This window comes from Parvibaculum sp. (assembly GCF_046297875.1).
In the GTDB taxonomy this organism is placed as follows: domain Bacteria; phylum Pseudomonadota; class Alphaproteobacteria; order Parvibaculales; family Parvibaculaceae; genus Parvibaculum.
This window is the reverse complement of the sequence record NZ_JBKBHD010000001.1, coordinates 906,689-932,865: the sequence shown is the minus strand read 5'-3', so window position 1 is coordinate 932,865 and position 26,177 is coordinate 906,689. Positions and strand designations below refer to the sequence as shown.

The 26,177-nt window shown below is 63.0% G+C and carries 32 protein-coding genes; 22 read left to right on the top strand and 10 right to left on the bottom strand.

Annotated elements, in window-relative coordinates; translation table 11 throughout:
- Nucleotides 1-2: 2 nt before the first annotated feature.
- From ACK4FH_RS04620 to ACK4FH_RS04610, 3 genes are read left to right on the top strand one after another with little or no spacing between them, the layout of a single operon-like run.
- The gene (locus ACK4FH_RS04620; protein WP_409811429.1) at nt 3-986 is read left to right on the top strand and encodes a quinone oxidoreductase family protein; all 984 of its coding nucleotides are present in this window, start codon (nt 3-5) and stop codon (nt 984-986) included.
- Complete coding sequence (locus ACK4FH_RS04615; protein ID WP_409811428.1) at nt 983-1,399, top strand: GFA family protein; 417 nt, start codon at nt 983-985, stop codon at nt 1,397-1,399. The genes ACK4FH_RS04620 and ACK4FH_RS04615 overlap by 4 nt, the downstream gene beginning before the upstream one ends.
- A complete protein-coding gene (locus tag ACK4FH_RS04610; protein ID WP_409811427.1) occupies nt 1,378-2,358 on the top strand; it encodes an alpha/beta hydrolase in 981 nt (326 codons plus the stop codon). Before ACK4FH_RS04615 ends, ACK4FH_RS04610 begins: the two co-directional genes overlap by 22 nt.
- Before the next feature lie 3 nt (nt 2,359-2,361).
- Here ACK4FH_RS04610 and ACK4FH_RS04605 read toward each other — a convergent pair whose 3' ends face one another.
- From ACK4FH_RS04605 to hemE, 5 genes are all read right to left on the bottom strand, one after another.
- Nucleotides 2,362-2,556 (bottom strand): hypothetical protein, encoded by a 195-nt coding sequence (locus ACK4FH_RS04605; protein ID WP_409811426.1) that lies wholly within the window; start codon nt 2,554-2,556, stop codon nt 2,362-2,364.
- An 82-nt stretch (nt 2,557-2,638) separates the two neighbouring features.
- Nucleotides 2,639-3,904, bottom strand: a complete 1,266-nt coding sequence (gene rho, locus ACK4FH_RS04600; protein WP_409811425.1) for a transcription termination factor Rho — start codon at nt 3,902-3,904, stop codon at nt 2,639-2,641.
- 379 nt (nt 3,905-4,283) lie between these two features.
- A complete protein-coding gene (gene hemJ, locus ACK4FH_RS04595; RefSeq protein ID WP_409811424.1) occupies nt 4,284-4,727 on the bottom strand; it encodes a protoporphyrinogen oxidase HemJ in 444 nt (147 codons plus the stop codon).
- Between the two features lie 18 nt (nt 4,728-4,745).
- The gene (gene hemH, locus ACK4FH_RS04590) at nt 4,746-5,783 is read right to left on the bottom strand and encodes a ferrochelatase (protein WP_409811423.1); all 1,038 of its coding nucleotides are present in this window, start codon (nt 5,781-5,783) and stop codon (nt 4,746-4,748) included.
- Nucleotides 5,784-5,787: 4 nt separating this feature from the next.
- Nucleotides 5,788-6,840 carry a uroporphyrinogen decarboxylase gene (hemE, locus tag ACK4FH_RS04585; RefSeq protein ID WP_409811422.1) on the bottom strand — a complete coding sequence of 351 codons (1,053 nt, stop codon included), beginning with the start codon at nt 6,838-6,840 and terminating at the stop codon, nt 5,788-5,790.
- 531 nt (nt 6,841-7,371) lie between these two features.
- Between hemE and ACK4FH_RS04580 the strand changes: the two genes are divergently transcribed.
- Genes ACK4FH_RS04580 through dnaQ form a run of 6 tightly spaced genes read left to right on the top strand, consistent with a single transcriptional unit; the run spans nt 7,372 to nt 11,495 of the window.
- Nucleotides 7,372-8,196 carry a pyruvate, water dikinase regulatory protein gene (locus ACK4FH_RS04580; RefSeq protein ID WP_409811421.1) on the top strand — a complete coding sequence of 275 codons (825 nt, stop codon included), beginning with the start codon at nt 7,372-7,374 and terminating at the stop codon, nt 8,194-8,196.
- 5 nt (nt 8,197-8,201) lie between these two features.
- Nucleotides 8,202-8,828 (top strand): Maf family protein, encoded by a 627-nt coding sequence (locus ACK4FH_RS04575; RefSeq protein WP_409811420.1) that lies wholly within the window; start codon nt 8,202-8,204, stop codon nt 8,826-8,828.
- A complete protein-coding gene (locus ACK4FH_RS04570; protein ID WP_409811419.1) occupies nt 8,825-9,667 on the top strand; it encodes a shikimate dehydrogenase in 843 nt (280 codons plus the stop codon). Before ACK4FH_RS04575 ends, ACK4FH_RS04570 begins: the two co-directional genes overlap by 4 nt.
- 10 nt (nt 9,668-9,677) lie before the next feature.
- Nucleotides 9,678-10,307, top strand: a complete 630-nt coding sequence (gene coaE, locus ACK4FH_RS04565; protein ID WP_409811418.1) for a dephospho-CoA kinase — start codon at nt 9,678-9,680, stop codon at nt 10,305-10,307.
- An 11-nt stretch (nt 10,308-10,318) separates the two neighbouring features.
- Nucleotides 10,319-10,747, top strand: a complete 429-nt coding sequence (locus ACK4FH_RS04560) for a VOC family protein (protein WP_409811417.1) — start codon at nt 10,319-10,321, stop codon at nt 10,745-10,747.
- 55 nt (nt 10,748-10,802) lie between these two features.
- A complete protein-coding gene (dnaQ, locus tag ACK4FH_RS04555; protein ID WP_409811416.1) occupies nt 10,803-11,495 on the top strand; it encodes a DNA polymerase III subunit epsilon in 693 nt (230 codons plus the stop codon).
- Nucleotides 11,496-11,498: 3 nt separating this feature from the next.
- On the opposite strand, the gene secB is transcribed toward dnaQ, so the two are convergent.
- Nucleotides 11,499-11,978: a protein-export chaperone SecB gene (gene secB, locus ACK4FH_RS04550; protein ID WP_409811415.1), complete on the bottom strand. Its 480-nt coding sequence runs from the start codon at nt 11,976-11,978 to the stop codon at nt 11,499-11,501.
- A gap of 97 nt (nt 11,979-12,075) precedes the next feature.
- Entirely contained in the window at nt 12,076-12,603 is a 528-nt protein-coding gene (locus tag ACK4FH_RS04545) for an FxsA family protein (protein WP_409811414.1), read from the bottom strand.
- A gap of 259 nt (nt 12,604-12,862) precedes the next feature.
- Between ACK4FH_RS04545 and ACK4FH_RS04540 the strand changes: the two genes are divergently transcribed.
- The 7 genes from ACK4FH_RS04540 (at nt 12,863) to ACK4FH_RS04510 (ending at nt 19,007) form a co-directional block, all read left to right on the top strand.
- Entirely contained in the window at nt 12,863-13,588 is a 726-nt protein-coding gene (locus ACK4FH_RS04540) for a Tim44/TimA family putative adaptor protein (protein ID WP_409811413.1), read from the top strand.
- A gap of 6 nt (nt 13,589-13,594) precedes the next feature.
- Entirely contained in the window at nt 13,595-14,725 is a 1,131-nt protein-coding gene (locus ACK4FH_RS04535) for a murein transglycosylase A (RefSeq protein ID WP_409811412.1), read from the top strand.
- 42 nt (nt 14,726-14,767) lie between these two features.
- A complete protein-coding gene (locus tag ACK4FH_RS04530; protein WP_409811411.1) occupies nt 14,768-15,376 on the top strand; it encodes a Smr/MutS family protein in 609 nt (202 codons plus the stop codon).
- Nucleotides 15,373-15,744: a helix-turn-helix domain-containing protein gene (locus ACK4FH_RS04525; protein ID WP_409811410.1), complete on the top strand. Its 372-nt coding sequence runs from the start codon at nt 15,373-15,375 to the stop codon at nt 15,742-15,744. The genes ACK4FH_RS04530 and ACK4FH_RS04525 overlap by 4 nt, the downstream gene beginning before the upstream one ends.
- Nucleotides 15,745-15,932: 188 nt before the next feature.
- Entirely contained in the window at nt 15,933-16,757 is an 825-nt protein-coding gene (locus ACK4FH_RS04520) for a hypothetical protein (RefSeq protein ID WP_409811409.1), read from the top strand.
- Nucleotides 16,757-17,818 (top strand): isopenicillin N synthase family dioxygenase, encoded by a 1,062-nt coding sequence (locus ACK4FH_RS04515; protein ID WP_409811408.1) that lies wholly within the window; start codon nt 16,757-16,759, stop codon nt 17,816-17,818. Before ACK4FH_RS04520 ends, ACK4FH_RS04515 begins: the two co-directional genes overlap by 1 nt.
- A 106-nt stretch (nt 17,819-17,924) precedes the next feature.
- Nucleotides 17,925-19,007, top strand: a complete 1,083-nt coding sequence (locus ACK4FH_RS04510) for a putative urea ABC transporter substrate-binding protein (protein WP_409811407.1) — start codon at nt 17,925-17,927, stop codon at nt 19,005-19,007.
- 90 nt (nt 19,008-19,097) lie between these two features.
- On the opposite strand, the gene hslU is transcribed toward ACK4FH_RS04510, so the two are convergent.
- Nucleotides 19,098-20,402, bottom strand: a complete 1,305-nt coding sequence (gene hslU, locus ACK4FH_RS04505) for an ATP-dependent protease ATPase subunit HslU (RefSeq protein ID WP_409811406.1) — start codon at nt 20,400-20,402, stop codon at nt 19,098-19,100.
- Between the two features lie 61 nt (nt 20,403-20,463).
- Nucleotides 20,464-21,021 carry an ATP-dependent protease subunit HslV gene (gene hslV / locus ACK4FH_RS04500; protein WP_409811405.1) on the bottom strand — a complete coding sequence of 186 codons (558 nt, stop codon included), beginning with the start codon at nt 21,019-21,021 and terminating at the stop codon, nt 20,464-20,466.
- A 150-nt stretch (nt 21,022-21,171) separates the two neighbouring features.
- Here hslV and ACK4FH_RS04495 point away from each other — a divergent pair, with 150 nt between their 5' ends.
- Nucleotides 21,172-21,789 carry a pyridoxamine 5'-phosphate oxidase family protein gene (locus ACK4FH_RS04495; RefSeq protein WP_409811404.1) on the top strand — a complete coding sequence of 206 codons (618 nt, stop codon included), beginning with the start codon at nt 21,172-21,174 and terminating at the stop codon, nt 21,787-21,789.
- 12 nt (nt 21,790-21,801) lie between these two features.
- Here the strand turns inward: ACK4FH_RS04495 and ACK4FH_RS04490 are convergent, their stop codons facing one another.
- Complete coding sequence (locus ACK4FH_RS04490) at nt 21,802-22,332, bottom strand: pyridoxamine 5'-phosphate oxidase family protein (protein ID WP_409811403.1); 531 nt, start codon at nt 22,330-22,332, stop codon at nt 21,802-21,804.
- Between the two features lie 370 nt (nt 22,333-22,702).
- Here ACK4FH_RS04490 and hisB point away from each other — a divergent pair, with 370 nt between their 5' ends.
- From hisB to hisF, 5 genes are all read left to right on the top strand, one after another.
- Nucleotides 22,703-23,314: an imidazoleglycerol-phosphate dehydratase HisB gene (gene hisB, locus ACK4FH_RS04485; RefSeq protein ID WP_409811402.1), complete on the top strand. Its 612-nt coding sequence runs from the start codon at nt 22,703-22,705 to the stop codon at nt 23,312-23,314.
- 84 nt (nt 23,315-23,398) lie between these two features.
- Nucleotides 23,399-23,887 carry a DUF2628 domain-containing protein gene (locus tag ACK4FH_RS04480; RefSeq protein WP_409811401.1) on the top strand — a complete coding sequence of 163 codons (489 nt, stop codon included), beginning with the start codon at nt 23,399-23,401 and terminating at the stop codon, nt 23,885-23,887.
- Nucleotides 23,888-23,892: 5 nt separating this feature from the next.
- Complete coding sequence (gene hisH, locus ACK4FH_RS04475; RefSeq protein ID WP_409815153.1) at nt 23,893-24,531, top strand: imidazole glycerol phosphate synthase subunit HisH; 639 nt, start codon at nt 23,893-23,895, stop codon at nt 24,529-24,531.
- The gene (gene hisA, locus ACK4FH_RS04470) at nt 24,519-25,259 is read left to right on the top strand and encodes a 1-(5-phosphoribosyl)-5-[(5-phosphoribosylamino)methylideneamino]imidazole-4-carboxamide isomerase (protein WP_409811400.1); all 741 of its coding nucleotides are present in this window, start codon (nt 24,519-24,521) and stop codon (nt 25,257-25,259) included. The genes hisH and hisA overlap by 13 nt, the downstream gene beginning before the upstream one ends.
- Nucleotides 25,259-26,017 (top strand): imidazole glycerol phosphate synthase subunit HisF, encoded by a 759-nt coding sequence (hisF, locus tag ACK4FH_RS04465; protein WP_409811399.1) that lies wholly within the window; start codon nt 25,259-25,261, stop codon nt 26,015-26,017. Before hisA ends, hisF begins: the two co-directional genes overlap by 1 nt.
- Nucleotides 26,018-26,177 lie beyond the last annotated feature (160 nt).

Sequence of the window (26,177 nt, the reverse complement as noted above, 5' to 3'; positions counted from 1 at the left end):
CAATGACGAAGATAAAGGCAATCCGCATCGACACGAACGGCGGCCCGGAAGTAATGGCATTGCGCGAGGTGGAGCTCGGGGCCCCGAAGCCCGGCGAGATCACCGTCCGCGCGAAAGCGATCGGCGTCAACTTCATCGACACCTATCACCGCTCCGGGCTCTATCCCATGGCGCTTCCTTCCGGCATCGGCATGGAAGCATCGGGCATCGTCGAAGCCGTCGGCGAAGGCGTGATGCAATTCAAGGTAGGCGACAGCGCCGCCTATGCGTCGGGCCCGGCCGGCGCCTATGCGGAGGCAAACAATGTCGCCGCCGCCAGCGCCGTCAAGGTGCCGGACGGCGTCAGCCACGAACAGGCCGCCGCCATGATGCTGAAGGGCCTCACCGCGCAGTTCCTGCTCCGCCAGACCTTCAGGGTCGAAAAGGGCCAGACGATCCTCTGGCATGCGGCAGCAGGCGGCGTCGGCCTCATCGCCTGCCAATGGGCAAAGCATCTCGGCGCCACCGTCATCGGCACGACAAGCTCGGAGGAGAAGGCCGCGCTCGCCCGCGCGCATGGCTGCGATCATGTGATCGACTACACGAAGGAAGATGTCGCAAAGCGTGTGCTTGAAATCACCGGCGGCAGGAAACTCCCCGTCGTCTATGACGGCGTCGGCAAGTCGACATTCATCGGTTCGCTCGACTGCCTCGCGCCGCTCGGCCTTCTCGTCAGCTTCGGCAATGCGTCGGGCCCCGTGACGGATGTCAATCTCGGCATCCTCGCCCAGAAGGGCTCGCTCTATGTCACGCGGCCGACCATGTATCACTACGCCGCGAAGTCGCCCACCGCGCTGCAGGAGATGGCCGACGATCTTTTCGCCGTGGTGAAATCGGGCGCGGTGAAGATCGAGGTGAAGCAGCGCTACTCGCTCGCCGAAGCCGCCCGCGCCCATATCGACCTCGAGGCGCGCAAGACCGTCGGCGCGAGCGTACTGGTGCCGTGACAGAGGGCGCCTGCCTGTGCGGCGCGGTGCGTTTCCGCGTGAAGCGGATGAGCGGCATTGTCGAATGTCATTGTTCGATGTGCCGCAAGGCGGCGGGCGGCCATGCCGGTTTCTTCTTCGTGGCAATGCGCGACGAAGTGACATGGGACGGCGCGGAACACCTCACGGTCCATCGTTCCTCGCCCGGCCTTGAACGGAGCTTCTGTTCGCGCTGCGGCACGGCCATGACGGGGGCGAACCTCATCGAGCCGGACGATACGGTCATTCTGGCGGCGAATGCGCTGGATGAGCCGGTGCCCGCGCGCATCGTCGCAAGGGAATACGCCGCCTCGAAAGCGTCATGGTTTGAGCGGCATGATGCGGCCCCCGCCTGCGAAGGCGCCTGGCCCGGATGGAAAGACCTGAAACCGTGACACGCATCGCCGCTCTCGCCGCCGCCCTCTTTCTCCTCGCCGTACCCGCCTTCGGACAGGCCCTCAATCAGCGCGAGGTCGAGATCGATGGTGGCAGGGCCGCACTTCACGGCACGCTGACATTGCCGCTGACGGGCGCGGCCCGCGATGTGGCGCTGATCCTGCCGGGCTCCGGCCCGACCGACCGCAACGGCAATTTCCCCGAAGGCGAGAATGACAGTCTGAAGCTCTTGGCGGACGGGCTTGCCGCAAAGGGCATCGCAACGCTCCGCATAGACAAGCGCGGCGTCGGTGCCAGCTTTGCCGCCGCACCCGACGAGGCAGATCTACGTGCCGAGACCTATGTCGAGGACGCGCTCGCCTGGTCGGATTTCCTGCAAGCCGAACTGCCGGATGCACGCCTCTTTCTCATCGGCCATAGCGAGGGCGCGCTCCTTGCAAGCCTCACCGCGCAACAGCGCGACGTCTCGGGCATCGTCCTGGTCGCCGGTGTCGGCCGCCCCGCGCCCGACCTCATCCGCGAGCAGATTTCCGGCAGCAGCATGAGCGACGAGCTGAAGCGCCGCTCCGATGAACTGCTCGAAACGCTGAAGCGCGGCGAAACGGACGACAATGTGCCGCGCGAACTCGCGCCTCTCTACCGGCCAAGCGTGCAGCCCTATCTCATTTCATGGTTCGCCTACGACCCGGCAAGGGAATTTGCGAAGCTCACCATTCCCGCGCTCATCATCCACGGCTCGCATGACCTGCAGGTGCCCACCGCCGACGCCATGCTGCTCGCGGCGGCCCGGCCCGATGCGACCTTCGTCACCGTCGAACAGATGAACCATGTGCTGAAATCCGCACCCATCGACCGCGCGGAAAATATCAGCACCTATGCCGATCCCGCCCGGCCGCTGGCGCAAGGGCTCATCGACACCATCGCCGATTTCATCGGCAAGATGGCAGCGCCGGAATAAGGCTCAGACGGTCAGATGCGGCGCGTCGGGCACGCCATGGCCGATATCGAAAAACACCGCGCGATGAAGCGTGAGCGGCGCTTCGAGCTTGAAGTCGATCTCCTGTTCGAAAATCGCCGCGCGCGAAACGATGCTGCCCCAGTCCATATGCGGACGAACCCATGCCGCATGCCCTTCGGATTCGCTTTCGCCAGTCATCACTCACCTTCCGCCAGGACAGCACCCTAGCGACGAGATGTGAATAAAAACTGAGGTTTCAGACCGCGATCCGGTGTGGCGCTCAGGTATTCATGCTGTCGAAGAATTCGCCGTTGTTCTTCGTCTGCTTGAGCTTGTCGATCAGGAACTCGATGGCATCGACCGTGCCCATCGGGTTGAGGATGCGGCGCAGCACATACATCTTGGAGAGCTGGCCCTTCTCGACCAGCAGCTCTTCCTTGCGGGTGCCGGACTTGAGAATGTCCATCGCCGGGAAGACGCGCTTGTCGGCGATCTTGCGGTCGAGAATGATTTCCGAGTTACCCGTGCCCTTGAACTCTTCGAAGATGACTTCGTCCATGCGCGAGCCGGTGTCGATCAGCGCGGTTGCGATGATGGTCAGCGAGCCGCCTTCCTCGATATTGCGCGCTGCGCCGAAGAAGCGCTTGGGGCGCTGCAGCGCATTGGCGTCCACGCCGCCCGTCAGCACCTTGCCCGACGACGGCACGACCGTGTTGTAGGCTCGGCCGAGGCGCGTGATCGAGTCGAGCAGGATCACGACGTCGCGGCCATGTTCGACGAGGCGCTTGGCCTTCTCGATCACCATTTCGGCAACCTGGACGTGGCGCGTCGCCGGCTCGTCGAAGGTAGAGGAGATGACCTCGCCCTTCACCGAGCGCTGCATGTCGGTCACTTCTTCCGGCCGCTCATCGATCAGGAGCACGATCAGATAGCATTCCGGGTGATTGGTCGTGATCGAATGGGCGATGTTCTGGAGAAGCACCGTCTTGCCGGTGCGGGGCGGCGCGACGATGAGGCCGCGCTGGCCCTTGCCGAGCGGCGCCACGATGTCGATGAGGCGCGCAGAGCGGTCCTTCAGCGTCGGATCGTCCACCTCCATCTCGAGCTTCTCGTCGGGATAGAGCGGCGTCAGATTGTCGAAATGGACCTTGTGGCGGGCCTTGTCCGGGCTTTCGAAATTGACCGTCGAAACCTTCAGCAGCGCGAAATAGCGCTCCCCATCCTTGGGGCTGCGGATTTCGCCTTCCACCGTATCGCCCGTGCGGAGCGAGAAGCGGCGGATCTGCGAGGGCGAGACATAGATGTCGTCGGGGCCCGGCAGGTAGTTCGCTTCCGGCGAGCGCAGGAAGCCGAAGCCGTCAGGCAGCACTTCAACCACGCCTTCGCCGATGATGTCGACGCCCTTCTCGGCATATTGCTTCAGGATCGCGAACATCATGTCCTGCGTCCTGAGGGTGGAGGCGTTCTCGACCTCGAGTTCCTCGGCAAGCGCCAGAAGGTCTGTCGGGGATTTGGCCTTGAGGTCCTGCAGCTTGATCTGCGTCATCGGCTTGGTCGGTCTTTCATTTGGGGTCTTTGGGGGGTTTCCTTCCCTCACGGGGCCTTCGATTGAGCTGCCTGAAGCTTCGGGCCGTTTTGCGAGGGAGGGGAAATCTTTTCTGGAAGGAAGGATAGAGGGTCTATCGGGCGGAATGATGATGTCTGTCGGGAAATCTGCTTTCCGTCGCCGCCGGGGCCGGGTCACATTGCCCGATCCGCCTTGTGCGGGGGTCTTCCGGCCTGCGGACCGCCCCTCCAAAGGAAGGACTGCGTTCCACCGCCGGGAAAGAACTCAAGGAAGGCCGCCGGAAGAAATCCGGCTTCATTCCCATATAAAGATCAATCTCCGGGATTTCAACGGAAATAGGTCGCAGGTCCGGCGGGCATCAAAAAGGCTTCGGCACGGCCAGCAGCACGATGATGATGACGAGAACCAGCGGCACCTCGTTCACGATCCGGTAGAAGCGCGCGGGGCGGCGGTTCTCGTCCTTCTCGAAGTCCTTCCGCCAGCGCGAGAAAGCGCCGTGAATGCCGCCGAGCCCGAGCACCAGCACGAGCTTCACCTGCATCCAGTGGTCCGAGAAAAGGGCCGGATTTGCGGCAAGCATCAGCCCGCCGAACAGGAAAGCCGCGATCATCGAGGGGTTGATGATGCCCCTGAGGAGCCTGCGCTCCATCACCTTGAAGAGCTCGGACGTCTCCGAACCCGGCGCCGCCTCCGCATGATAGACGAAAAGTCGCGGCAGATAGGCCATGCCTGCGATCCAGAAGATCACCGAGATAATGTGCAGCGCCTTGATCCAGACGTAGTAATCGGCAAGAAAATCCATCTTATTCTTGTTCCTTGACTAGCGGATCGTCTTGAGGCCTGCATTCCTTATGCAGACATGGCCTGCCGCATCTTCCGGGCAGAGGATCGTATCGCGGCTCATCGCCTCGCGCACCAGCCGCGCAAGTCCTTGAATGAATTGGGGTTCCGTGCCGAGTGCCGGCACCCTGATATAGCCGGGGACGCCGCTTTCCTTCGCCAGATGGCCATATTCCTTGTCGAGTTCAACAAGCGTTTCGGAATGTTCGGAGACGAAGGCGACCGGCAGCACGATCAGGCTTTTGCCCTCGGCGCCGGCCTGCCTGATCTCGTCATCGGTCGCAGGCCCGATCCATTCGAGCGGGCCCACCCGGCTCTGATAGGTGGTCCGCCAGTCGAGGCCCTGAATGCCGGTGGCCTCGACAATGGCGCGGCAGCTCTGCTCGACCTGCGCCTGATAGGGGTCGCCCTGCTCGATCACCTTTTTCGGCAAGCCATGCGCCGACAGCAGCACCCGCCAGCCCTCATGCCCGCCCGCCTTGGCAATCGCCTCTTTCAGAAGCGCCGCATAGCCGGCAACGAAGCCTTCTTCCATCGGATAGCAGCAGATGGACCTTGCCGGGACGGCAAGCCCAGCCTTGGCTGCCGCCCGCTCCCAGTCGCGCAAGGAGCTTTCGGTCGTGGTGGTCGAATATTGCGGATAGAGTGGCAGCAGCACCACTTCATCGGCGCCCCAGGCATTCGCGGTGGCGGCGGCCTCATCCGCAAAGGGATGCCAATAGCGCATGGCGATGAAACAGCGGTATTCGGACTCGCCACCGGCTAAGGCGGCTTCGAGGGCCCGGCCCTGCTCCTCGGTGAGCGGCACGATGGGCGAGCCGCCGCCGAGTTCAGCATAGATCTCCCTTGCCACGGGGGCACGGCGCGCGGAGACGATTTTCGCGATCAGCCAGCGAATCGGGTTCGGCACCCGGATGATGGCGGGATCGTTGAACAGGTTGAAAAGGAAAGGCTGGACTGCGTCTGGCCCGTCCGGCCCGCCGAGATTTAAGAGTACGATCGCAACCTTCTTCTTCATCGCCTCAGCTCCGCCAGCCCTTCACATGTTTGACGAGCTCGGCCACATGCTCGGGCGGCGTTTGTGGCACGATTCCATGACCGAGATTGAAAATGAAGGGGCCTTCCCCCAGCACGGAAAGGATATAGCTGGCCTGACCGCGCATTTCATGGCCGCCAGCGACAAGCAGCAGCGGATCGAGATTGCCCTGCACGCAGCCCTGAGGCTGAAGATGCTGTTTGGCCCATGCGGGCGAGACACCTGTGTCGAGGCCGAGGCCGTTTGCCCCCGTCACCTTGAAATAGCGTTCCGCCATGCCGCCTGCGCCGCGCGGAAAGGCGATCACCGGCAGGCCGGGATAGCGCTCATGCAGGGCATCGCAGATTTGCTGCACCGGTTTCAGGGCAAATCGCTCGAAGGACAATTCCGGCAGCGATCCGGCCCAGGTGTCGAAAATCTGCACGACTTCGGCCCCTGCATCGACCTGCGCCGAGAGATGCTCGATAGTCGCCTCGACCAGAATATCGATCAGATCCTTGAATCCCATGGGATCGCGGAAGGCCCAGAGCTTCGCCGCCGCCTGATCGGGGCTGCCCCGGCCGCCCGCCATATAGGTCGCAACCGTCCAGGGCGCGCCGGCAAAGCCGATCAGCGTCACATCGGAGGGCAGGCTCGCCTTGAGCCGCGATACGGTCTCATAGACCGGCGCGAGCGCCTTGGTCACGCCCGAGACGGGCCCGAGTGCCGCAAGCCCGGCCGCATCGGTAATCGGCTCCAGCACCGGCCCCTCGCCTTCCTTGAAGGCAACCTTCTGGCCAAGCGCATCCGGCACCACGAGAATGTCTGAAAAGAGGATAGCCGCATCGAAGCCGTAGCGCCTGATCGGCTGCAGGGTCACTTCCTCGGCAAGCCTCGGATTGTAGCAAAGGTCGAGAAAGCTGCCTGCATCCGCCCTGACCTTCCGGTACTCGGGCAGATAGCGCCCCGCCTGCCTCATCAGCCAGATTGGAATACTTGCGGTCTTCTCACCGGCAAGCGCCTTAAGAAGCAGTTTCTGCGGAGCCGTTCGATCGCTCACTCGTTCTTTTCCTATCTCTATAGAAGAGTCTTGAAAGTAGTGGATAGTGGTGGATGGCTGTGGATGCCGGGGATCATTCTTTCATCCCGTTTCATCCACAAGCTGCAACCTCTGCCACCCGTGACCCGCCCTCTATGCCACAGCCTGTTGACGATTGCAGCCCGGCAATCCGTCACGCCTTGTTACGCAGGGACTTGGCATGTGGATGATGGAAATTGCCGGATCGTTAATACCGGGGACAAGTGACGCCCCGCCCCGCCCGCAACCGGCCATACCCGCTTTCCGCAAGCAGCGCCTCGACTTTTCCAGCGGACTCATCAAACGGGGTGCTGTATCCGAATGACGGGTATGGCCCGGTAGTGCCGATCCCGAAAGCCTCACTTCTCACCGTTAATCACAGCTCTCCACAGGCCGCCGGCATATATGGGCCCGGCCTGTTATGCCCGTTGCGGAAAAAGAATTGGCCTCTCCCCTGCCTCCCCGATAGTTTTGCGAGCCGCGGCCGCCCCGTAGCGGGCCATGAGGAGAGACATGACGAACAAGCGCGTATTCCATCTGCATCTCGTATCCGATGCGACCGGCGAAACGCTGAACATGGTGGCGCGCGCGGCCTGTGCCCAGTTCGAGGATGCGCGGCCCGTCGAGCATGTCTATGCGCTGGTGCGCGGTCCAAAGCAGCTCGAGCGCGTGCTTGGCGAGATCGAGAATGCGCCTGGCATCGTCATGTTCACCATGGTGAATGACGAGCTCCGCGGCCGCCTCGAAAAACGCTGCGCGGAATTGCAGACACCCTGCATCTCGGTACTCGACCCGGCGATGAAGGCGCTGGGGCAATATCTCGGCAAGGAAAGCTCGCACAAGCCCGGCTCGCAGCACACGATGGATGCCGAATATTTCAGCCGCATCGAGGCGCTGAACTTCACCATGAGCCATGATGACGGGCAATCTGCCGGCGATCTCAATGATGCCGACATCATTCTCCTCGGTGTCAGCCGCACCTCGAAGACGCCGACCTGCATCTATCTGGCAAACCGCGGCATCAAGGCCGCGAATATTCCGATCGTGCCGAATGTGCCGCTGCCGCCCGACCTCGATACGGCGACGCAGCCGTTGATTGTCGGCTTGACGACAAGTCCCGATCGCCTCGTGCAAATCAGAAAGAACCGGCTTCTTTCGCTGCACGAGAATACCGACACCGATTATGTCGCGCCCGATGTCGTGGCGGAAGAAATCACCTTTGCGCGCCGCCTCTTTGCCAAGAATGGCTGGCCGGTGATCGATGTGACGCGCCGCTCCATCGAGGAAACGGCTGCCGCCGTGCTCAACCTCTATAATGAGCGCCAGCGCGCGGGTTGATTGCCATGATGGAAACGAAGAACACCGCGAAACTCATCCTTGCTTCGGCGAGTACCGTGCGCCAGACACTGCTGCGCGATGCCGGATTGCAGTTCGAGGCCGTGGATTCGCGCGTGGATGAAGATGCGATCAAGGCCGGATTCGCGGAAGGCGATCAGGACCGCAATGCATCGACCGACGCCCTTGCGCTGAAACTAGCGGAGGAAAAGGCGCTTGCCGTCTCGGCAAGATGTCCCGGCGCGCTGGTGATCGGCGCCGACCAGATCCTCTCCTGCATGGGCAAACGCTACGACAAGCCGAAAAGCATGGGCGAGGCGCGCGCGAACCTCATCGCGTTCCGCGCCCGCCCGCATATTCTTCACTCAGGGCTCGTGCTCGTGAAGGATGGCGGCACGGTCTGGCATCATTCGGCCCGCGCCACGCTCACCATGCGCGAATTCTCTGACGCATTTCTCGATCACTATCTCGATGAAGTTGGCAGCATGGTGATGAAGAGCGTCGGCTGCTATCAGCTCGAAGGGCCGGGCGTGCAACTCTTCGAGAAGATCGAGGGCGACTATTTCTCGATCCTCGGCTTGCCGATGCTGCCGCTCCTCGCAGAGTTGCGCGCGCAAGGGGTAGTCCGCTCATGACAAGAAGAGTGTGTGTCATCGGCTGGCCCGTCGCCCATTCCCGCTCGCCCCTCATTCACAATCACTGGATCGCCGAATATGGCGTCGAGGACGCGGAATATGTCCGCCTCGCCGTCGAGCCCGAAGGGGCTGGCGACAAGATCCTCAATCTCGCCTCGCTCGGCTTTATCGGCGCCAATGTCACCGTGCCGCACAAGGAAGTCGCCTTCGCCGCTCTCGGACGGCACGACGCGGTGGCAAGGCGCCTCAAGGCCGTGAACACCGTCGTCACGCTGGCCGACGGCTCGCTCGAAGGCCGAAACACCGATGGCTATGGCTTCATCGCCAATCTGAAAGATCGCGCGCCATCATGGCGGGCGGATGCGGGCCCGGCCGTCATCCTCGGTGCGGGCGGCGCGGCGCGCGCCATTGCCGCTGCGCTCGAAGATGAAGGCGCACCGGAAATCCGCATCGTCAACCGGACCGCCGGGCGCGCCGAGGCGCTGATTGCCGATCTCGGCCTCAAATCCGCGAAGGTCTTTCCGCTCGCGCAAACCGCGATGGCGCTTGAGGGCGCGGGCCTCCTCGTCAACACGACGACGCTCGGCATGAAAGGCGAAAGCGAAGTGTCGTTCGATCTTTCGCCCCTGCCGAAATCGGCGCTCGTCACCGACATCGTCTATACACCGCTTGAAACGGGGCTATTGCGCCGCGCGCGCGAAGCGGGGCACGAAGTCGTGGACGGGCTTGGCATGCTGCTCCATCAGGCGGTGCCGGGTTTCGAGGCCTGGTTCGGTGTCCGGCCCGAAGTGACGGAAGAATTGCGCCAGCTCGTGCTTGCAGATATCGCGGGCAAGTAGGGAGAGAACAATGCTGCTTGTCGGCCTCACCGGCTCCATCGGAATGGGAAAATCGGAAACCGCAAAAATGTTCCGCGCGCTCGGCGTACCGGTCTATGACGCGGATGCCGCCGTCCACAAGCTCTATGAAAAGGGCGGCAAGGCGGTGGAACCGATCCGCGCCGCCTTTCCTTCCGCGATCGCCGATGATGCGGTGGACCGCAAGGCCTTGTCGCGCTGCGTGCTGGGCCTGCCCGACGAGATGAAGAAACTCGAAGCGATCGTCCATCCGCTGGTCGGCGAGGCGCAGATGGATTTCCTGCTTGAGCACATGGAAGCGGGCGCGCATATGGTCGTGCTCGACATTCCGCTCCTTTATGAAACCGGCGGCGAAACGCGCGTCGATGTGGTCGTCGTCGTCTCAGCGCCCTATGATCTCCAGAAGACCCGCGTTCTCGCGCGGCCCGACATGGACGAGGCGAAATTCGCTGCCATTCACGCAAAGCAGGTGCCCGACGCCGAAAAGCGCAAGCGCGCCGATTTCATCGTCGAGAGCGACAAGGGCCTCGATCACGCCCGTATTCAGGTCGAGACCATCGTTGAAGCCCTGAAATCGCGCGAGGGCCGCGTATTGAAGGAGCGTCTCGCCGCCACGAAATAAAAGGATACTTCATGGAACAGCGCATCAGCTTCATCACCCTCGGCGTCACGGATGTTGCTCGCGCGCGGGCCTTCTACGAGACGCTGGGCTGGCAGGCGCTGGCGCAGAGCAATGAGAGTGTCACTTTCTTCCAGTGCGGCGGGATCGTTTTCGCGCTGTTCGGCCGCGAGGCGCTGGCCGAGGATGCGAAAGTCGCGCCTTACGGTGAGGGTTTTTCCGGCGTCGCGCTCGCCCATAATGTGCGCGAGAAACACGAAGTCGATCTTGTGCTCGCAGAAGCCGAAGCCGCCGGCGGGCGCATTCTCAAATCCGGCCAGGATGCCTTCTGGGGCGGCTATACCGGCTATTTCTCCGATCCCGACAATCACATCTGGGAAGTCGCCTGGAATCCGGGCGGCCGGATCGGAGAAGATGGCTCGTTCCATTTTTCGCGCGAATAGGCGAGACTCAGGTAACGCCTTCGGGGGAAGGTGCCGCCGATACGGGAAAAGACAGATGCGCGAAATCGTGCTCGACACGGAAACGACGGGCTTAAGCCCGCAGGACGGGCACCGGCTTGTCGAAATCGGTTGCCTCGAGCTCGTCAATCATGTGGCGACCGGCAATACGTTTCACACCTATATCGATCCCGAACGCGACATGCCGGACGGCGCCTTTCAGGTCCACGGCCTCTCGACGGAGTTCCTGCGCGGTAAACCTAAATTCCCGGACATCGCGGATGATTTCCTCGCCTTTATCGGCGAGGACCCGCTCGTCATTCACAATGCGAGCTTCGATATGGGCTTCATCAACTGGGAGCTGAAGGCATCGGGCCGCCCGGCGCTCCCCATGTCGCGGGCCATCGACACGCTCGATATTGCGCGCAAGAAATTCCCCGGCGCCCAGAACAATCTCGATGCGCTTTGCCGCCGCTTCAATGTCGACAATTCGGGCCGCACCAGACACGGCGCCCTGCTCGACAGCGAGCTTCTGGCCGAAGTCTATCTGGAGCTGATGGGCGGGCGGCAGCCCGGCCTCGTGCTCCAGGCGGATTTGGCCGGCGCGGGCGGTGGCGCAAAGCGCACGACGCGCGAACAGCGCCCCGTGGCCCTTCCCCCGCGCCTCACCGATGCCGAACGCGAGGCGCATGACGCCTTCATCGCCAGCCTTGGCGGCGAACCGCTCTGGACGGTGCTGGCGAAGGAGTGAGGCTCAATCCGGATTGGCGGCGTTTTCCACCTGCGCCGCCATCTGCTCGCGGCGCTGCTGATAGAGGCTGACAAAGTCGATCGGGTCGATCATCAGCGGCGGGAAACCGCCATCCCGCGTCACATCGGCAAGGATGCGCCGCGCGAAGGGGAAAATCTGGCGCGGACATTCGACGACCAGCACGGCCTCGAGATCGGCCTGTGGAATGTTGACCAGACGGAACAGCGCCGCATATTCGATTTCGGCGATGAACATCGGCTTGTCCTTGGTCACGGCCTCGGCGCCGATCTTCAGCGACACCTCGAAATCTGTATCGGCCATGCGCTTCACGCCGACATCGACACGCAGATTGATCGCCGGCTGGTCCTCGACCGGACCGAGGCTCTGGGGCGCGTTCGGATTTTCGAAGGAGAGATCCTTCACATATTGAGTGAGCACCCTGAGCTGTGCGCCCTGATTGCCGCCATTCGCCTGATCCGACATTGATTGAAGCCCTGTTCTGTCACGCGTCTCCGGAAGGGTGCTGGCTAGCATGGATAGGCATGCCGGACAAGAAAGAGCCGGGCCCGTTTGCCGCCGCTTATTGCCGCCAGGGTGAATCGCCGCGCGGTTCGCCGCCTGTGCCGGGCCCGATTTCCTCGGCCTCGCCCTCGATGACCGGGCCTGGCCGGCCCATATCGGGGCCCCTGTCCGGCCCCATGCCGGGGCCAGGCCCCGCCCTCATGCCCGACATATGGAACTGTACATTGGCGCTGCGGGCGAGCCGGGCCGCCGCGCGCCGGCCGATGTCACGCCTGACGGGCGGGATCAGCAGCAAAATGCCGATGCAATCGGTAAAGAGGCCCGGCGTTACCATCAGAAGCGCGGCCACCAGCAGAAAGACGCCGTCGAGCATTTCGGCGAGCGGCGGCTCGCCCCGCCGCATTGCTGCTTCCGCGCGGCGCCAGGTCTGGAAGCCCTGAACGCGGATCAGCGTTGCGCCGAGAAGCGCCGTACCGAGCACGATGGCGATGGTCGGCCAGAGCCCGATCAGGCCGCCGACCTGAATGAATATCGCGATCTCGATGATCGGCACGGCAATGAAGATGGCGAAAAGCAGCAGGGGCAAGAAAGATTCCCTCATTCGGGTGGATCGGGCGGGCATGAACACCCCGGAGAACGGTTTGCAGGTGAATTCCGGCGGATTTCCGGCAATGGCCCGGCCATGACATTGCCCGGCTCCGGTAGCAAAATGACTTCCGATGCCCTAGTTTATCCGCAAAGGTCGGGCAGAGACTAACGGCAGCAATGCCGCCCGTCACCCCATGCGGTCATGCCGCAAGGGGCAGTCAGTTGTGTAAGGGTTCCTCGAGCGAATGGACGACGGCGTGACACTTCTCAATCTCATTCTGCTCGCCGTTGCGGTCGGCGTTTTTCTGAAACTCAGAAGCGTACTGGGCCGCCGGACCGGGCATGAGCCGCCCCCCTACGATCCCTATTCGGTGGACAAGCGCGCCGACAACGACAAGGTCGTGACCTTGCCGACGCGCAACCGTGACACCCCGCCTGCGCGCGACCGGGTGATCGACGCGGCAGGCGACCCCTTCGCCGCGCCTGCCGTCGCCTATCGCTGGCGCGGCATAGCGGACGAAGGTTCGGCGCTCGCGGGCAAGCTCGACCAGATCGCAAATCTCGACCGCTATTTCGATGGCAACGAGTTTCTGTCCGGCGCGCGCGCGGCCTATGAAATGATCGTGACCGCTTTTGCCGCCGGCGACCGCGACACGCTAAAGCCGTTGCTGAGCAGCGACGTCTACAAGAGCTTCGAAGGCGCAATCGCCGATCGCGAGCAAAAGGGACTGACCGTCGAGCAGAATTTCATCGGCATCGGCAAGGCGAAGATCGCCGATGCCTCCACCTCCGCCACGCGCATCCGCCTCACCGTCTCCTTCAAGAGCGAACTCACTTCCTGCACCAAGAATGCGGATGGCGTGGTACTCGAAGGCGATCCGGTGACGATCCGCGAGGTGACGGATGTCTGGACCTTCGAGCGCGATGCAAAAAGCCGCGACCCGAACTGGTTCCTCGTTGCAACCGGCGCCGTGGCGGACTGATCCATCATGGGTATGCGGCATGGCGCCTTGTTGCTTGCGGGAGTGGCCGCCTTTCTCGTCGGCTGCGGCGGTGCGGGCATGAGGGCGGAAGCGGCTGGCCCGCAGCGCTTGTCCTTTTCCGACCTGGCGGGCTGGAACACCGACGACCAGTCGGCGGCGCTAGACGCGTTCAGGCGCTCCTGCGCACGTATCCTGAAACTCTCGCCTTCCGCGCCGCTCGATACCAAGGGCGGCGACCGGCTCTACGGCACGGCTGGCGACTGGCAGCCGGCCTGTCAGGCGGCGGCACAGGTGGGTGACGGTGCGGCTGCCGCCAATGCGCGCGGCTTTTTCCAGCACTGGTTTGTGCCGGTGCGCTTTCCGTCGGAAAAGGGTCTTCTCACCGGCTATTACGAGCCGGAGATGAAAGGCGCGCTGACGCGGCACGGGCCTTACCAGACGCCGGTACTTGCACCGCCCGCAGGCTATCGCATGGTCGATGGCGGCGGCAATTTTCCGGCGCGCGCCGAGATCGAGAATGGCGCGCTCGATACGAACTCACTCGCCATCGCCTGGCTCGAAAGCCCGATTGACGCCTTTTTCCTTCATGTGCAGGGCTCGGGCCGCGTTCGCCTCGAAACGGGCGAGATCGTACGTCTGAATTTTGCGGCAAAGTCGGGCCATCCCTATACCTCCATCGGCAAGGTGCTGGTCGATCGCGGCGAACTTGCGATGGAAGAAGTGTCGATGCAGACCATCCGCGCCTGGATGGAGCGCCAGCCCGACAAGGGCCGCGCGCTGACGCATGAAAACAAGTCCTATATTTTCTTCCGTATCCTGAGGAATATCGATCCCGAACTCGGCCCCCCCGGCGCCGAAGGCACGAACCTGACGCCGGGCCGGAGCCTTGCCGTCGACCGCTCGCATCACCCGCTCGGCACGCTGCTCTGGCTGACGACGGAACATCCGACCGTCGACGGGCGCGATGTCGTGCCGGTCGCCCGCCTCATGGTCGCGCAGGATACGGGCTCCGCTATCAAGGGCCGCCAGCGCGGCGACATCTTTTTCGGCTCGGGCGGCGAGGCCGGCGAAATCGCCGGCCGCATGAAGGCCGAAGGCGAGCTGATCGCGCTGGTGCCGAAAGCGATTGCACCCTAAAGAAGAGCGGCAGGGGCAACCGGACGGACGAGGCAGACGGCGATGGACAGGGACGTGAAGCCGCGCCGCCACAGCCGGAGCCTCACCGACGAGGAGCGCAAGATCTGGCGCGCGGCGATGAAGGATGCAAAGCCGCTGAAACGGGCAAAGCCCGATCCGGCCGAAGACACTCCGCCGCCCTCTCCCGCTTCGCCGCCGAAAGCGACAACGCCCCGACTGGCCGCAGCGATCCCGGCCGCGCCGCCAAATCCGCGTGCGCCCGCCGAGCCGCCGCCGCTCGGGCCGCTGGAGCGGCGCACCTCGCAGAAGCTCGCCCGCGGCCAGATCGAGATCGAGGCGACGATAGACCTGCATGGCCATAGCCGGGAGCGCGCCCACGGCGCGCTGCTTGATTTCGTCGCCCGTTCGCGGGGGCGGGGGCTTCGCTGCGTCCTCGTCATCACCGGCAAGGGCGCCTCGCCCTTTGCCCGCCACACACTCCATGGCAGCACCTTCTATGAAGTGCCGGAACGCCAGGGCGTGCTCCGGAGCGCCGTGCCTCGCTGGCTTGCCGAAGCGGAATTCCGCCTGCATGTCTCGGGCTTCCAGCCCGCCCACCCGAAACATGGCGGCGGCGGCGCCTTCTATCTCTGGCTGAGGAAGAAGAGATGACGCCCTTCGGCCGGAGGCTGCGCGAACTGCGCGCCGCGCGCGGCGTCACCATGAAGGAAATGGCGGCCGCACTCCGAGTCACCCCTGCCTATCTCTCCGCGCTTGAACATGGGCGGCGCGGCCGTCCGAGCTGGCGGCTCGTGCAGGCGATCATCGGCTATTTCAACGTGATCTGGGATGAGGCCGAGGAGCTTGAGCGGCTGGCGCGGCTCTCCCATCCGCGCATCGTCATCGACACATCGGGTCTTGCCCCGCAGGCAACGGAAGCCGCGAACATTCTTGCCGAAGACATCGCGCAAATGACACCGGCGGAAATCGAGAAGCTGCTCACGCTTCTGAAGGCCCGTAAGCGCCGCCCGCGCGCCTGACTCGCCATTGGAGAATGCCGCGGCCCGGACCGGTCTCGCGGCGCGCGAAGAAGGCCTCCAGAGGATTCGCCCGCAGGGAATTTCCTGCACTCGCAGGATTCGCGAACCGCACCTCATAAGCGGCATATATGACCCTCATTGAGATTTCGCGTCTAGCTGCATGACCCCCCGCCCGGCAGCATGGGCTCATGAACATGCCCGGTTTCGTCCAGTCACGCCTGTCCGACGCCTCGCTCGAGACCTTGCCCGGCCTCTGGCGCCGTTCGCTCATCGCCTGGCCGGACGGGCGCGAGGACCGCACGACATTCGTGAACTGGCTGCAGGGCCCGGGCCTCTATCTCGATCTCCGCCAGCCCGAAGGCGCGCCGGATTTCGCGGCCGTCGCCTGTCTCTCGGACCTGAAGCCCGTCCATATGGAATGGCTCGCAACCCAGGAAGGCTTCGCGGGCGAACTCGTCCATGAGGATGGCTGGTTCGAATGGCGCCGCGACATCGATTTCCAGCCTGTCGCCGTCTATTCCGACATGGGCCGCCTCCGGGTCGAGGGCGATGTGATGATCGAGGAGGGGAAGGACATTCCCTATATCGAGCATTGGCACCGCGAACCTGTCGAGGGCGGCATGGTCTGGGGCGCCCGGCTCGAGGACCGCGAAACCGGCGCGAAGGGTGCCATCCTCCGCTATGGCCATCTTTTCATGTTTGCGCGGGAGCGGCTTGCCGCCACGCCTGCCCATCATTCGCTTTCGGAATGTGTCGCAGGCGCGCGCGACCTCGCCCAGGCGCGGGAGTTCCTCGATTGCGAGATTGCCCAGGGCGCGGTGACGAGTGCGGGCTGGATCATCCAGCGCTCGACCCTGCCCTTCCGCGAAGGCAAGACGCTTTCGCCTGCCCTCACCGGCGATCTCCTCGAAACCGGCGATTTGGACGGAAAGGGAAAGCCGCTCACGCGGCATTGGGAGATCACGGATATTCGCGGCGAGCCTTTCCTCGATGCCGCACAAGGAGCCATTTGATGAGTGCGATGGAAGCGAAGGGCACAGCCTTCACCCATATTCCCGTGATCGACATATCGCCGCTCTTTTCGGACGACATCGAGGCGCGCCGCAAGGCCGCCGCAGAAATGGCCGAAGCGGCAAGCAGTGTCGGCTTTCTCTATGTGAAGGGTCACAATATTCCGCGGCCGATGATCGAGACGCTGGAGGCGCGGGCGGCCGCCTTCTTCGCAAAGCCGCTCGATGAAAAGATGGACCTCTATATCGGCAAGTCCCGCGCCCATCGCGGCTATGTGCCGACCGGCGAGGAAGGTTTCTACAGCGCGGGCAACGCGGCCAAGGTCGACAAGAAGGAAGCCTTCGATCTGTCGGTCGAACTGCCGGAAGACGACCCCGATCACATCATCGGCTACCGCATGCTCGGGCCGAACCAGTGGCCGGCCGGCATGCCGGAGATGCGTCGCGACGTCTACGCCTATTACGAGGCGGCGATGGAGCTTGGCCGCACATTGTTCCGCGGCTTCGCGCTCGGCCTCGATCTGCCGGAAGATTATTTCGAGCAATGGCTGACGAAGCCGCCCTCGCAGCTTCGCATGGTGCATTACCCGGCCGACCCCTCCCGCGCCGATGCGGAATGGGGAATCAGCGCACATACCGATTTCGAATGTTTCACCATTCTCCATGTCACGGCACCTGGCCTTGAGGTGATGAATGCCAAAGGCGAATGGATCGACGCGCCGCCCGTCGAAGGCGCTTTCGTCATCAATATCGGCGACATGCTCGAAGCTCTCACCAATGGACGCTTCATCGCAACGCCGCACCGAGTCCGCAATGTGCCGGATGAACGCTTCTCCTTCCCGCTTTTCTGTGCGCTCGATTACGACACGGCGGTCGAGCCGCTGCCGCAATTCATCGAGGGCGAGAAGCGTTACCCCACCTATGGCGCGGGAGACCATCTCGTGACGCAGACCATGCGCTATTTCAGATATCTGCGCGAGAAGGTAGAGGCGGGCGAGCTCGAAATGCCCGAAAGCGAGGAACAGGCCGAAGCCTTTGGCCGCCGCGAGAAGCAGGTCGCCTGACAAAAGAGCGCCGCTTCGAAAAAGAGGAAACACCGGGAAGACCGATTTTTCGCGTGGGGCTCAATCCGCGCGGCAAGGAGAGGTTTGACCAGTGAAAGGACACCACATGAAGCGTTTCTCATTCTTCAGGGTGGGCGCGATGGCGCTTGCCGCAACGATTTTTCTCGGGCTTGCCTTTGCCGGCAGCGCCGAAGCGGCGGAGAAGAAAAGCTTCAAGCTCGTCTGGGGCCTCTATACGGGCTATGCGCCCTGGGCATATGCCGAGAAGGCCGGAATCATGGACAAATGGGCGGAGAAATACGGCATCGAGGTCGAGATCGTCGCGCTCAACGATTACATCGAGTCGCTCAACCAGTTCACCGCAGGCCAGTATGATGCGCTGGCAACGACGGTGATGGACACGCTCACCATTCCGGCCGCCGGCGGCGTCGACACGACCGCGATCATTCTTGGCGACTATACCAACGGCAATGACGCAATCTTCGTCAAAGGCGAAGGCAAGACCATGGCGGACCTGAAAGGCAAGAAGGTCTATCTGGTCCAGTATTCTGTCTCGCATTACATGCTGGCGCTGGCGCTCGAAAAGGCCGGCATGTCGGAAGACGACATCGAGACCGCGAATATCGCGGACGCCGATTTCGTCGCCGCCTTCTCGACGCCCGCCGTCGAAGCCGTGGTGACATGGAACCCGGCCACGACCCAACTCAACCAGATGGCGGGCATCACATCCGTTTTCGATTCTTCCGAAGTGCCGGGCGAGGTGCAGGACATTCTGGTGGTGAACACCGACGTGCTGAAGGCCAATCCCGACTTCGGCAAGGCGCTTGCCGGCGCCTGGTATGAAACGCTCGCCGTGATGCAGAAGGACGATGCCGAAGGCATCGCCGCGCGTGAATATATGGCAGGCGTTCTCGGCACCGATCTCGCCGATTTTGACGGCCAGGTCGCAACGACCTATTTCTACGATGCGACGGAAGGCGCGGCAGTGTTCGGCGGGCCCATCATGCCCGGCATGATCGAAAGCACGACGGGCTTTGCTTTCGGCCACGGTCTCCTCGGGCCGGACGCGAAGGACAAGGGCCATGTCGGCGTCGAACTCGCCGACGGCACGATCATAGGCAACAAGGACAATGTGAAGTTCCGCCTCGACACGAGCTACATGGAAGCAGCCGCCAGCGGCGAGATGTGAGGGCTAACTTACCGCACCCCCCCAAACGTCGTCATGACCCGCCAAAAGATTCCAAAGGAGGGCCAGGTCATGACGAAACAATGATGGGGCTCACAAAATAAACTTCGACAGATCGGCATTCTTCGTCAGATCGCCGATATGCTCGCGCACATAGGCCGCGTCCACCGTCACCGTTTCGCCCGAACGGTCGGCGGCGGCGAAGCTGATCTCGTCGAGTACGCGCTCCATCACGGTGTGAAGGCGGCGCGCGCCGATATTCTCGACCGTTGAATTGACCGACGCCGCAATATCGGCAATCGCATCGACGCCGTCATCGGTGAAATCGAGCGTCACGTCTTCCGTCTTCATCAGCGCCACATACTGCTTGATGAGGCTCGCTTCCGGCTCGGTGAGGATGCGGCGCATGTCGTCGCGGCTGAGTGCGCGAAGCTCGACGCGGATCGGCAGCCGCCCCTGAAGTTCGGGCAGGAGATCGGAGGGCTTCGCGATATGGAAGGCGCCCGATGCAATGAAGAGAATATGGTCGGTCTTCACCGCGCCATGCTTGGTTGCGACGGTCGTGCCCTCGATCAGCGGCAGGAGATCGCGCTGCACGCCCTCGCGGCTTACATCGCCGCCCATCTTTTCGGAACGCGCGCAGATCTTGTCCACCTCGTCTAGAAACACGATGCCGTTCTGTTCGACCGCATGGATCGCTTCGCGCGTCAGCTCTTCCTGATCGAGCAGCTTGTCGCTTTCTTCCGCGATCAGCACCTTGTAGCTGTCGCGCACCTGCATCTTCCGGGGCCTGGTGCGCCCGCCAAAGGCCTTGCCCATGATATCGGACAGATTGATCATGCCGACCTGGCCCGGCATGCCGGGAATATCGAGCGTCGGCATGCCGCTGCCCGTATCGGCCACCTCGACCTCGATTTCCTTGTCGTCGAGCTCGCCGCTGCGGAGCTTCTTGCGGAAACTCTCCTTTGTCGCCTCGCTCGCATTGATGCCGACCAGCGCATCGACGACGCGCGCCTCGGCGGCGAGATGCGCCTTTGCCTGCACGTCCTTGCGCTTCTTTTCCCGTGTCATCGAAAGCGAGATTTCCACGAGATCGCGGATGATCTGTTCGACGTCGCGGCCGACATAGCCGACTTCGGTGAATTTCGTGGCTTCCACTTTCAGGAAGGGCGCTTCGGCGAGTTTCGCGAGCCGGCGCGAGATTTCCGTCTTGCCGACACCGGTCGGCCCGATCATCAGGATGTTCTTCGGCAGCACTTCCTCGCGCAGCGCCTCGGGAAGCTGCTGGCGGCGCCAGCGATTGCGCAGCGCGATCGCGACAGCGCGCTTCGCCTCGCGCTGGCCGATAATGTAACGGTCGAGTTCGGAAACGATCTCACGCGGCGAAAAACTGGTCATGGGAAGAAGGAAAACTCCAGGTCGGAATGAGGAAGGGGAAAGCGCGCCACATAATCGTGTTTCAGGCGGCGTCGAGGCTTTCCACGGTCAGGTTGTTGTTCGTATAGACGCAGATCTCGGCGGCAATCTTCATCGCCTTGCGCACGATCTCTTCCGCCGTGAGGTCCATGTCGGCAAGCGCGCGGGCGGCCGAGAGTGCATAATTGCCGCCGGACCCGATGCCGATCACGCCGCCTTCGGGTTCCAGCACATCGCCATTGCCGGTGAGAACGAGTGTCGTCTGCGCGTCTGCAACAATCATCATGGCTTCGAGCCGGCGGAGATATTTGTCGGTGCGCCAGTCCTTGGCGAGTTCGACGCAGGCGCGCATCAGCTGGCCCGGATATTGTTCGAGCTTCGCTTCCAGCCGCTCGAACAGCGTCATGGCGTCTGCCGTCGCGCCCGCGAAACCGGCGATCACATCGCCCTTGCCGATGGGCCGCACTTTCCGCGCATTGCCCTTCATGATGGTCTGGCCGACGGAGACCTGCCCGTCGCCCGCCACCACCACCTTGCCGCCCTTGCGGACGGAGAGGATTGTCGTGCCATGCCAGTCGATCGGGTCGTGCGGGGAAGCCATGTCTGTCCTTTGGAATTGAGGGGGCCGCTACCATGTGGCCGCTTGAACGCCACGGGTCAAGGCCGGGCTTTGGCGCGCTCCCGATTGAAGGCTTGTCTTCCGCCGCGGAAGCTGAATTGATAACGCCTCGCAACTGAGAGGGAGAGTTTCATGTCCGGTCCGCTGAAATCAGAAGAGGCGCTCCGCACCGTCTATCCGTCGCCGTCGGGCGGGGCGCTCGGCAAAGAGCTCGACTGGATCGACCCCCATTCGCGCCGCTTCATCGAGCTGTCGCCCTTTCTCTGCATCGGCACTTCGCGGCCGGACGGACTGGCCGATGTCTCGCCCCGCGGCGGCGAGCCGGGCTTCGTCCATGTGCTCGACGAGCGCCACCTCGCCATGCCGGACCGGCCGGGCAACAACCGGCTCGACACGCTGACCAATATCGCCCATGCGCCTGCCGTCGGCCTTCTCTTCTTCGTGCCGGGCTTCGAGGAAATGCTGCGCGTGAACGGCATCGCCGAACTGATGGTGGAGCCCGCGCTAATGGAGCGTTTTGCGGTCGACGGAAAACTGCCTCGCTCGGTCATGCGGATCGAGGTGCGGGAGGTCTATCTCCACTGCACCAAGGCACTGAAACGCTCGGGTCTTTGGGATGCCTCAAAGCAGGTGCCGCGCGACACCATGCCGAGCTTCGGCGAAATGCTGCGCGACCAGATGAAACTCGACATGGCGCCCGCCCTGATCGACACGGCGCTCGAGGACGACGCGAAAAAGAACCTTTATTGACGGGGTTCTGGCTCACTCCGGCAAATGAAACTCGCCGGGATCGCCGCCCATCTCGCGCACCTGGGCCTCGAGTTCGCGGATGCGCCGTTCCAGCCGCTCGAAGGCGGGGCCGAGGTCCGCCGCGTCCCAGCGCGGCAGGATATGGCCCGGGCAGTTCATGTCCCATTCGTCGAGCTCGATCAGGATGGCGCGCTCCACGCGGCCCCGGTAGTTCGGGTCGGCAAGCGAGCGGGTGAGCGCCGGGTCGTCGCCGACGGCGCGCGCCCTGCCCCTGATCTTCACCCGCCGCCGGTTCGGATAGTCGATCAGGAACAGGAACACCTGATCGTTCTCGGCCAGGTGTCCAAGCGTCACGAATTGCTGGTTGCCCGCGAAATCGGCAAAGCCGAGCGTCTTCTCGTCCAGCACTTTCAGAAAGCCCTTCGGCCCGCCCCGGTGCTGGATATAGGGCCGGCCCGCCGCATTGGCGCTGCCCAGATAGAAGTGGTCGCGCTCGGCAATGAAGCGGGCGAGATCGGCGGTGAGACGGCTTTGCCAGGCCATGCGGGGCCTCCCTGCGGCTTTCGGGTGTGTCTCATATGGCGCTTCGGGCCCTGCTGCACCAGCACAAAGTCATTTCTATATCTGGTATGTCTCCAGCTACCTTGCACAATAAAGATCAAGTACAGACAATTTGAATCAATGAGTTACCACTTGATTCCGAAGATGTTTCGGAACAACTTAAAGTATTACATGAGAAACACGCGGAAATATTGGTTAACGTCTCATAAGTTATTGCGGTGCAAACTGAATCCCCGATCGGGGCCGGGCCCGGCAGGCAGCCCGGCTTTTGCGCTGGAAGCCCTCCGCCCTGCCTGTTAAAAGCTGCCGCGTACCGCCATGTCTGAAGGCGGGCGCCAACCGGACCGGAACCATGCAGACCGACAATGACAGCCGCATAGCGACCGTCGAGCGCAAGACCAAGGAGACCAATGTCTTCGTCTCGCTCGATCTCGACGGCCAGGGCGAATATGACGTCGATACGGGTATCGGTTTCCTCGACCATATGCTCGAGCAGCTTTCGCGCCACTCGCTGATGGACCTCAAGGTCCGCGCGCAGGGCGACCTCCACATCGATTTCCACCACACGACGGAAGATACCGGCATCGTGATCGGCGAGGCGGTGCGCCGCGCGCTCGGCGATTTCAAGGGCATCCGCCGCTATGCGACCGCCACTATCCCGATGGACGAAACCTGCACCCGCGTCTCGATCGATGTGTCGCAGCGCCCCTATCTGATCTGGAAGGTCAATTTCACGAAGCCGAAGCTCGGCGAAATGGACACCGAACTCTTCAAGGAGTGGTTCCAGGCCTTCGCGCAGAATGCGGGCATCACGCTGCACATCGAAAACATGTATGGCGAGAACAACCACCATATCGTCGAAAGCTGCTTCAAGGGCCTCGCCCGGGCGCTTCGCGAGGCGGTGGAGATCGACCCGCGTGCCGCGAGCCGCATCCCCTCGACCAAGGGCGTGCTCGGCACCTGATACTGGCGTTCGGCATCGATCTGTCATAGACAGGGCGCGAAAACCAAGCCGCATGGGGATACCCTGTGCGGGCGGAATGAACCCATGCGCATCTATACCGTCCACGAGCTTCCCGGCGCGCCGCTCGACGGCAACGGGATCGTGCTGGTGAAGGAGGGCTACTCCTTCCCGGCCATCGCCTTTTCATGGGCATGGCTCGCCTATCATCGCATGTGGGTTGCGCTCGCCATCTGGATCGGCCTCACCGTCACGCTCTCTTATCTGGTGCAGGCTGCCATTGGCGCACCCGCGGCGGCGGTCGCCTCGCTCGCGCTCAACTTCATGCTGGGCGCCGAAGCAAACGACATTCGCCGCTGGACGCTTGAGCGGAAGGGCTACCGCGAAGCCGGTCTCGCCGTCGGCGCGACGCTCGAAGAGGCCGAACGCAATTTCTTCGCGAAATGGGACCGCCCCCTCATGGTCGAGGAAGTGAAGCCGGTGACCGCGCCTGTCTGGCCGCGCCGCGCGCGTGCCCGCGCGGATGGGGAAGTGCTTGGCCTCTTTCCGGAAGCCGGCGCGAAGCCGGGGCACTGACCATGATGAAAGTCGCCATCATCGACTACGGCTCCGGCAATCTCCGTTCCGCCGCCAAGGCCTTCGAGCGCGCCGCGCGCGAGGCGCATCTTGCTGCCGACATTCTGGTGACGAGCGAGCCTGAGGCGCTGCGCGCGGCAGACCGCATCGTGCTGCCCGGCGTCGGTGCCTTTGGCGATTGCGCGGCAGGCTTGCGCGCCATTCCCGGCATGGAAGACGCGCTGAACGAGGAAGTGCGCGCGAAGGCAAAGCCCTTTTTCGGCATCTGCGTCGGCATGCAGCTTATGGCCGAACGCGGCCTCGAACATGGCGTGCATGAAGGCCTTGGCTGGCTGAAGGGCGAGGTCGTGAAGATTGAGCCCGCCGACAGATCGCTCAAGATTCCGCATATGGGCTGGAACGAACTCGAAATGCTGCGCCCGCATCCGCTGCTTGAGGCGATGCCCGCGACCCATGCCTATTTCGTCCACTCCTATGCCTTTGCGGTCGCGGAGCCCGATGCGCTTGTCGCCCGCGTCGATTATGCCGGGCCCATCGCGGCCATGGTCGCAAGGGACAATATGGCGGGCACGCAGTTCCACCCCGAAAAGAGCCAGGAACTCGGCCTTGCTCTGATCGGCAATTTCCTGAAGTGGAAGCCATGATCCTCTTTCCCGCAATCGATCTGAAGGACGGTCAATGCGTCCGCCTCGTGCATGGTCTGATGGATCAGGCGACCGTCTTCAATGACGATCCGGCGGCGCAGGCGCGCGCCTTCGAGGAGGCGGGCTTCGACTACCTCCATCTCGTCGATCTGAACGGCGCCTTCGAGGGCAAGCCGGTGAACGCCGCCGCGGTCGAAAGCATTCTCGCCGCGATCTCGATGCCCGCCCAGCTCGGCGGCGGCATCCGCGATCTGGCGACCATCGAGATGTGGCTCGATAAGGGCATCGCCCGCGTCATCATCGGCACGGCAGCAGTGAAGAACCCCGCCCTCGTGATCGAGGCCTGCCGGAAATTTCCCGGCCGTATCGCTGTCGGCCTCGATGCCAAGGGCGGCCGCGTGGCGACGGAAGGCTGGGCCGATGTGTCGGACCTCACCGTTCTCGACATGGCGCGGCGCTTCGAGGATGCGGGCGTCGCCGCAATCATCTACACCGACATCGACCGCGACGGCGCGCTGCAGGGGCTGAACATCGAGGCGACGGTGGCGCTCGCCGACGCGATTTCCATTCCGGTGATTGCATCCGGCGGTCTTTCCTCCATCGACGATCTGAAAAAGCTCATCGCCGCCAATTGCTCCGGCATCGAGGGTGCGATTTCCGGCCGTGCCCTTTACGATGGCCGCCTCGATCCGAAAGAGGTGCTGGCGCTGCTGAAGGGGCTCCGCTGATGCTGAAGGCCCGCGTCATTCCCTGCCTCGATGTGAAGGACGGCCGCGTCGTGAAGGGCGTGAACTTCGTCGATCTGCGCGATGCGGGCGATCCGGTCGAAGCCGCGCGGGCTTACGATGCGGCGGGCGCCGATGAACTCACATTTCTCGATATCACGGCAAGCCACGAAGAACGCGCGATCATTTTCGATGTCGTGCGCCGCACCGCCGAACAATGTTTCATGCCGCTCACCGTCGGCGGCGGCGTCCGCACGGTCGAAGATGTACGCGCCCTGTTGCTCGCAGGTGCCGACAAGGTCTCGATCAACACGGCTGCTGTCTTCAACCCGGATTTCGTGCGTGTGGCGGCGGAGAAGTTCGGCAATCAATGCATCGTCGTCGCCATCGACGCGAAAGCCGTCGCGCCCGGAAAATGGGAAATCTTCACGCATGGCGGGCGCAAGGAAACCGGCATCGACGCGATCAGGTTTGCCGAGAAGGTTTCGGCGCTCGGCGCTGGCGAAATCCTCCTTACCTCGATGGATAGAGACGGCGCGAAATCGGGCTATGACATCGCGCTGACCCGCGCTGTTTCGGATGCCGTGCCTGTGCCGGTGATCGCTTCCGGCGGCGTCGGCAATCTCGACCATCTCGTCGAGGGTGTGCGCGACGGCCATGCGAGCGCGGTGCTCGCCGCCTCCATTTTCCATTTCGGCGACTACACGATCGGCGAAGCCAAGGCGCATATGGCCGCCGCCGGCCTGCCCATGCGTCTCTGACCACAACTTGTTGTGGTTTTGGCCGGAACAAACACAACCTGCCCCGCGCAATTTAGCCGCAGATGAATTGTGACAATTGCATATCGGATTGCCTGCAGTCAGAATGTATTGCGTTGTGAGGCCCGTTGCACGTGACCTTCGCCCCCAATTTATGGGCACG

Coding starts and splice junctions, on each gene's coding strand:
- ACK4FH_RS04620 (WP_409811429.1), top strand. CDS start 3: ATGACGAAGATAAAGGCAATCCGCATCGACACGAACGGCGGCCCGGAA.
- ACK4FH_RS04610 (WP_409811427.1), top strand. CDS start 1,378: ATGGAAAGACCTGAAACCGTGACACGCATCGCCGCTCTCGCCGCCGCC.
- ACK4FH_RS04605 (WP_409811426.1), bottom strand. CDS start 2,556: ATGACTGGCGAAAGCGAATCCGAAGGGCATGCGGCATGGGTTCGTCCG.
- rho (WP_409811425.1), bottom strand. CDS start 3,904: ATGACGCAGATCAAGCTGCAGGACCTCAAGGCCAAATCCCCGACAGAC.
- hemJ (WP_409811424.1), bottom strand. CDS start 4,727: ATGGATTTTCTTGCCGATTACTACGTCTGGATCAAGGCGCTGCACATT.
- hemH (WP_409811423.1), bottom strand. CDS start 5,783: ATGAAGAAGAAGGTTGCGATCGTACTCTTAAATCTCGGCGGGCCGGAC.
- ACK4FH_RS04580 (WP_409811421.1), top strand. CDS start 7,372: ATGACGAACAAGCGCGTATTCCATCTGCATCTCGTATCCGATGCGACC.
- ACK4FH_RS04575 (WP_409811420.1), top strand. CDS start 8,202: ATGATGGAAACGAAGAACACCGCGAAACTCATCCTTGCTTCGGCGAGT.
- ACK4FH_RS04570 (WP_409811419.1), top strand. CDS start 8,825: ATGACAAGAAGAGTGTGTGTCATCGGCTGGCCCGTCGCCCATTCCCGC.
- coaE (WP_409811418.1), top strand. CDS start 9,678: ATGCTGCTTGTCGGCCTCACCGGCTCCATCGGAATGGGAAAATCGGAA.
- ACK4FH_RS04560 (WP_409811417.1), top strand. CDS start 10,319: ATGGAACAGCGCATCAGCTTCATCACCCTCGGCGTCACGGATGTTGCT.
- dnaQ (WP_409811416.1), top strand. CDS start 10,803: ATGCGCGAAATCGTGCTCGACACGGAAACGACGGGCTTAAGCCCGCAG.
- secB (WP_409811415.1), bottom strand. CDS start 11,978: ATGTCGGATCAGGCGAATGGCGGCAATCAGGGCGCACAGCTCAGGGTG.
- ACK4FH_RS04535 (WP_409811412.1), top strand. CDS start 13,595: ATGGGTATGCGGCATGGCGCCTTGTTGCTTGCGGGAGTGGCCGCCTTT.
- ACK4FH_RS04530 (WP_409811411.1), top strand. CDS start 14,768: ATGGACAGGGACGTGAAGCCGCGCCGCCACAGCCGGAGCCTCACCGAC.
- ACK4FH_RS04525 (WP_409811410.1), top strand. CDS start 15,373: ATGACGCCCTTCGGCCGGAGGCTGCGCGAACTGCGCGCCGCGCGCGGC.
- ACK4FH_RS04520 (WP_409811409.1), top strand. CDS start 15,933: ATGAACATGCCCGGTTTCGTCCAGTCACGCCTGTCCGACGCCTCGCTC.
- ACK4FH_RS04515 (WP_409811408.1), top strand. CDS start 16,757: ATGAGTGCGATGGAAGCGAAGGGCACAGCCTTCACCCATATTCCCGTG.
- ACK4FH_RS04510 (WP_409811407.1), top strand. CDS start 17,925: ATGAAGCGTTTCTCATTCTTCAGGGTGGGCGCGATGGCGCTTGCCGCA.
- hslU (WP_409811406.1), bottom strand. CDS start 20,402: ATGACCAGTTTTTCGCCGCGTGAGATCGTTTCCGAACTCGACCGTTAC.
- hslV (WP_409811405.1), bottom strand. CDS start 21,021: ATGGCTTCCCCGCACGACCCGATCGACTGGCATGGCACGACAATCCTC.
- ACK4FH_RS04495 (WP_409811404.1), top strand. CDS start 21,172: ATGTCCGGTCCGCTGAAATCAGAAGAGGCGCTCCGCACCGTCTATCCG.
- ACK4FH_RS04490 (WP_409811403.1), bottom strand. CDS start 22,332: ATGGCCTGGCAAAGCCGTCTCACCGCCGATCTCGCCCGCTTCATTGCC.
- hisB (WP_409811402.1), top strand. CDS start 22,703: ATGCAGACCGACAATGACAGCCGCATAGCGACCGTCGAGCGCAAGACC.
- ACK4FH_RS04480 (WP_409811401.1), top strand. CDS start 23,399: ATGCGCATCTATACCGTCCACGAGCTTCCCGGCGCGCCGCTCGACGGC.
- hisH (WP_409815153.1), top strand. CDS start 23,893: ATGAAAGTCGCCATCATCGACTACGGCTCCGGCAATCTCCGTTCCGCC.
- hisF (WP_409811399.1), top strand. CDS start 25,259: ATGCTGAAGGCCCGCGTCATTCCCTGCCTCGATGTGAAGGACGGCCGC.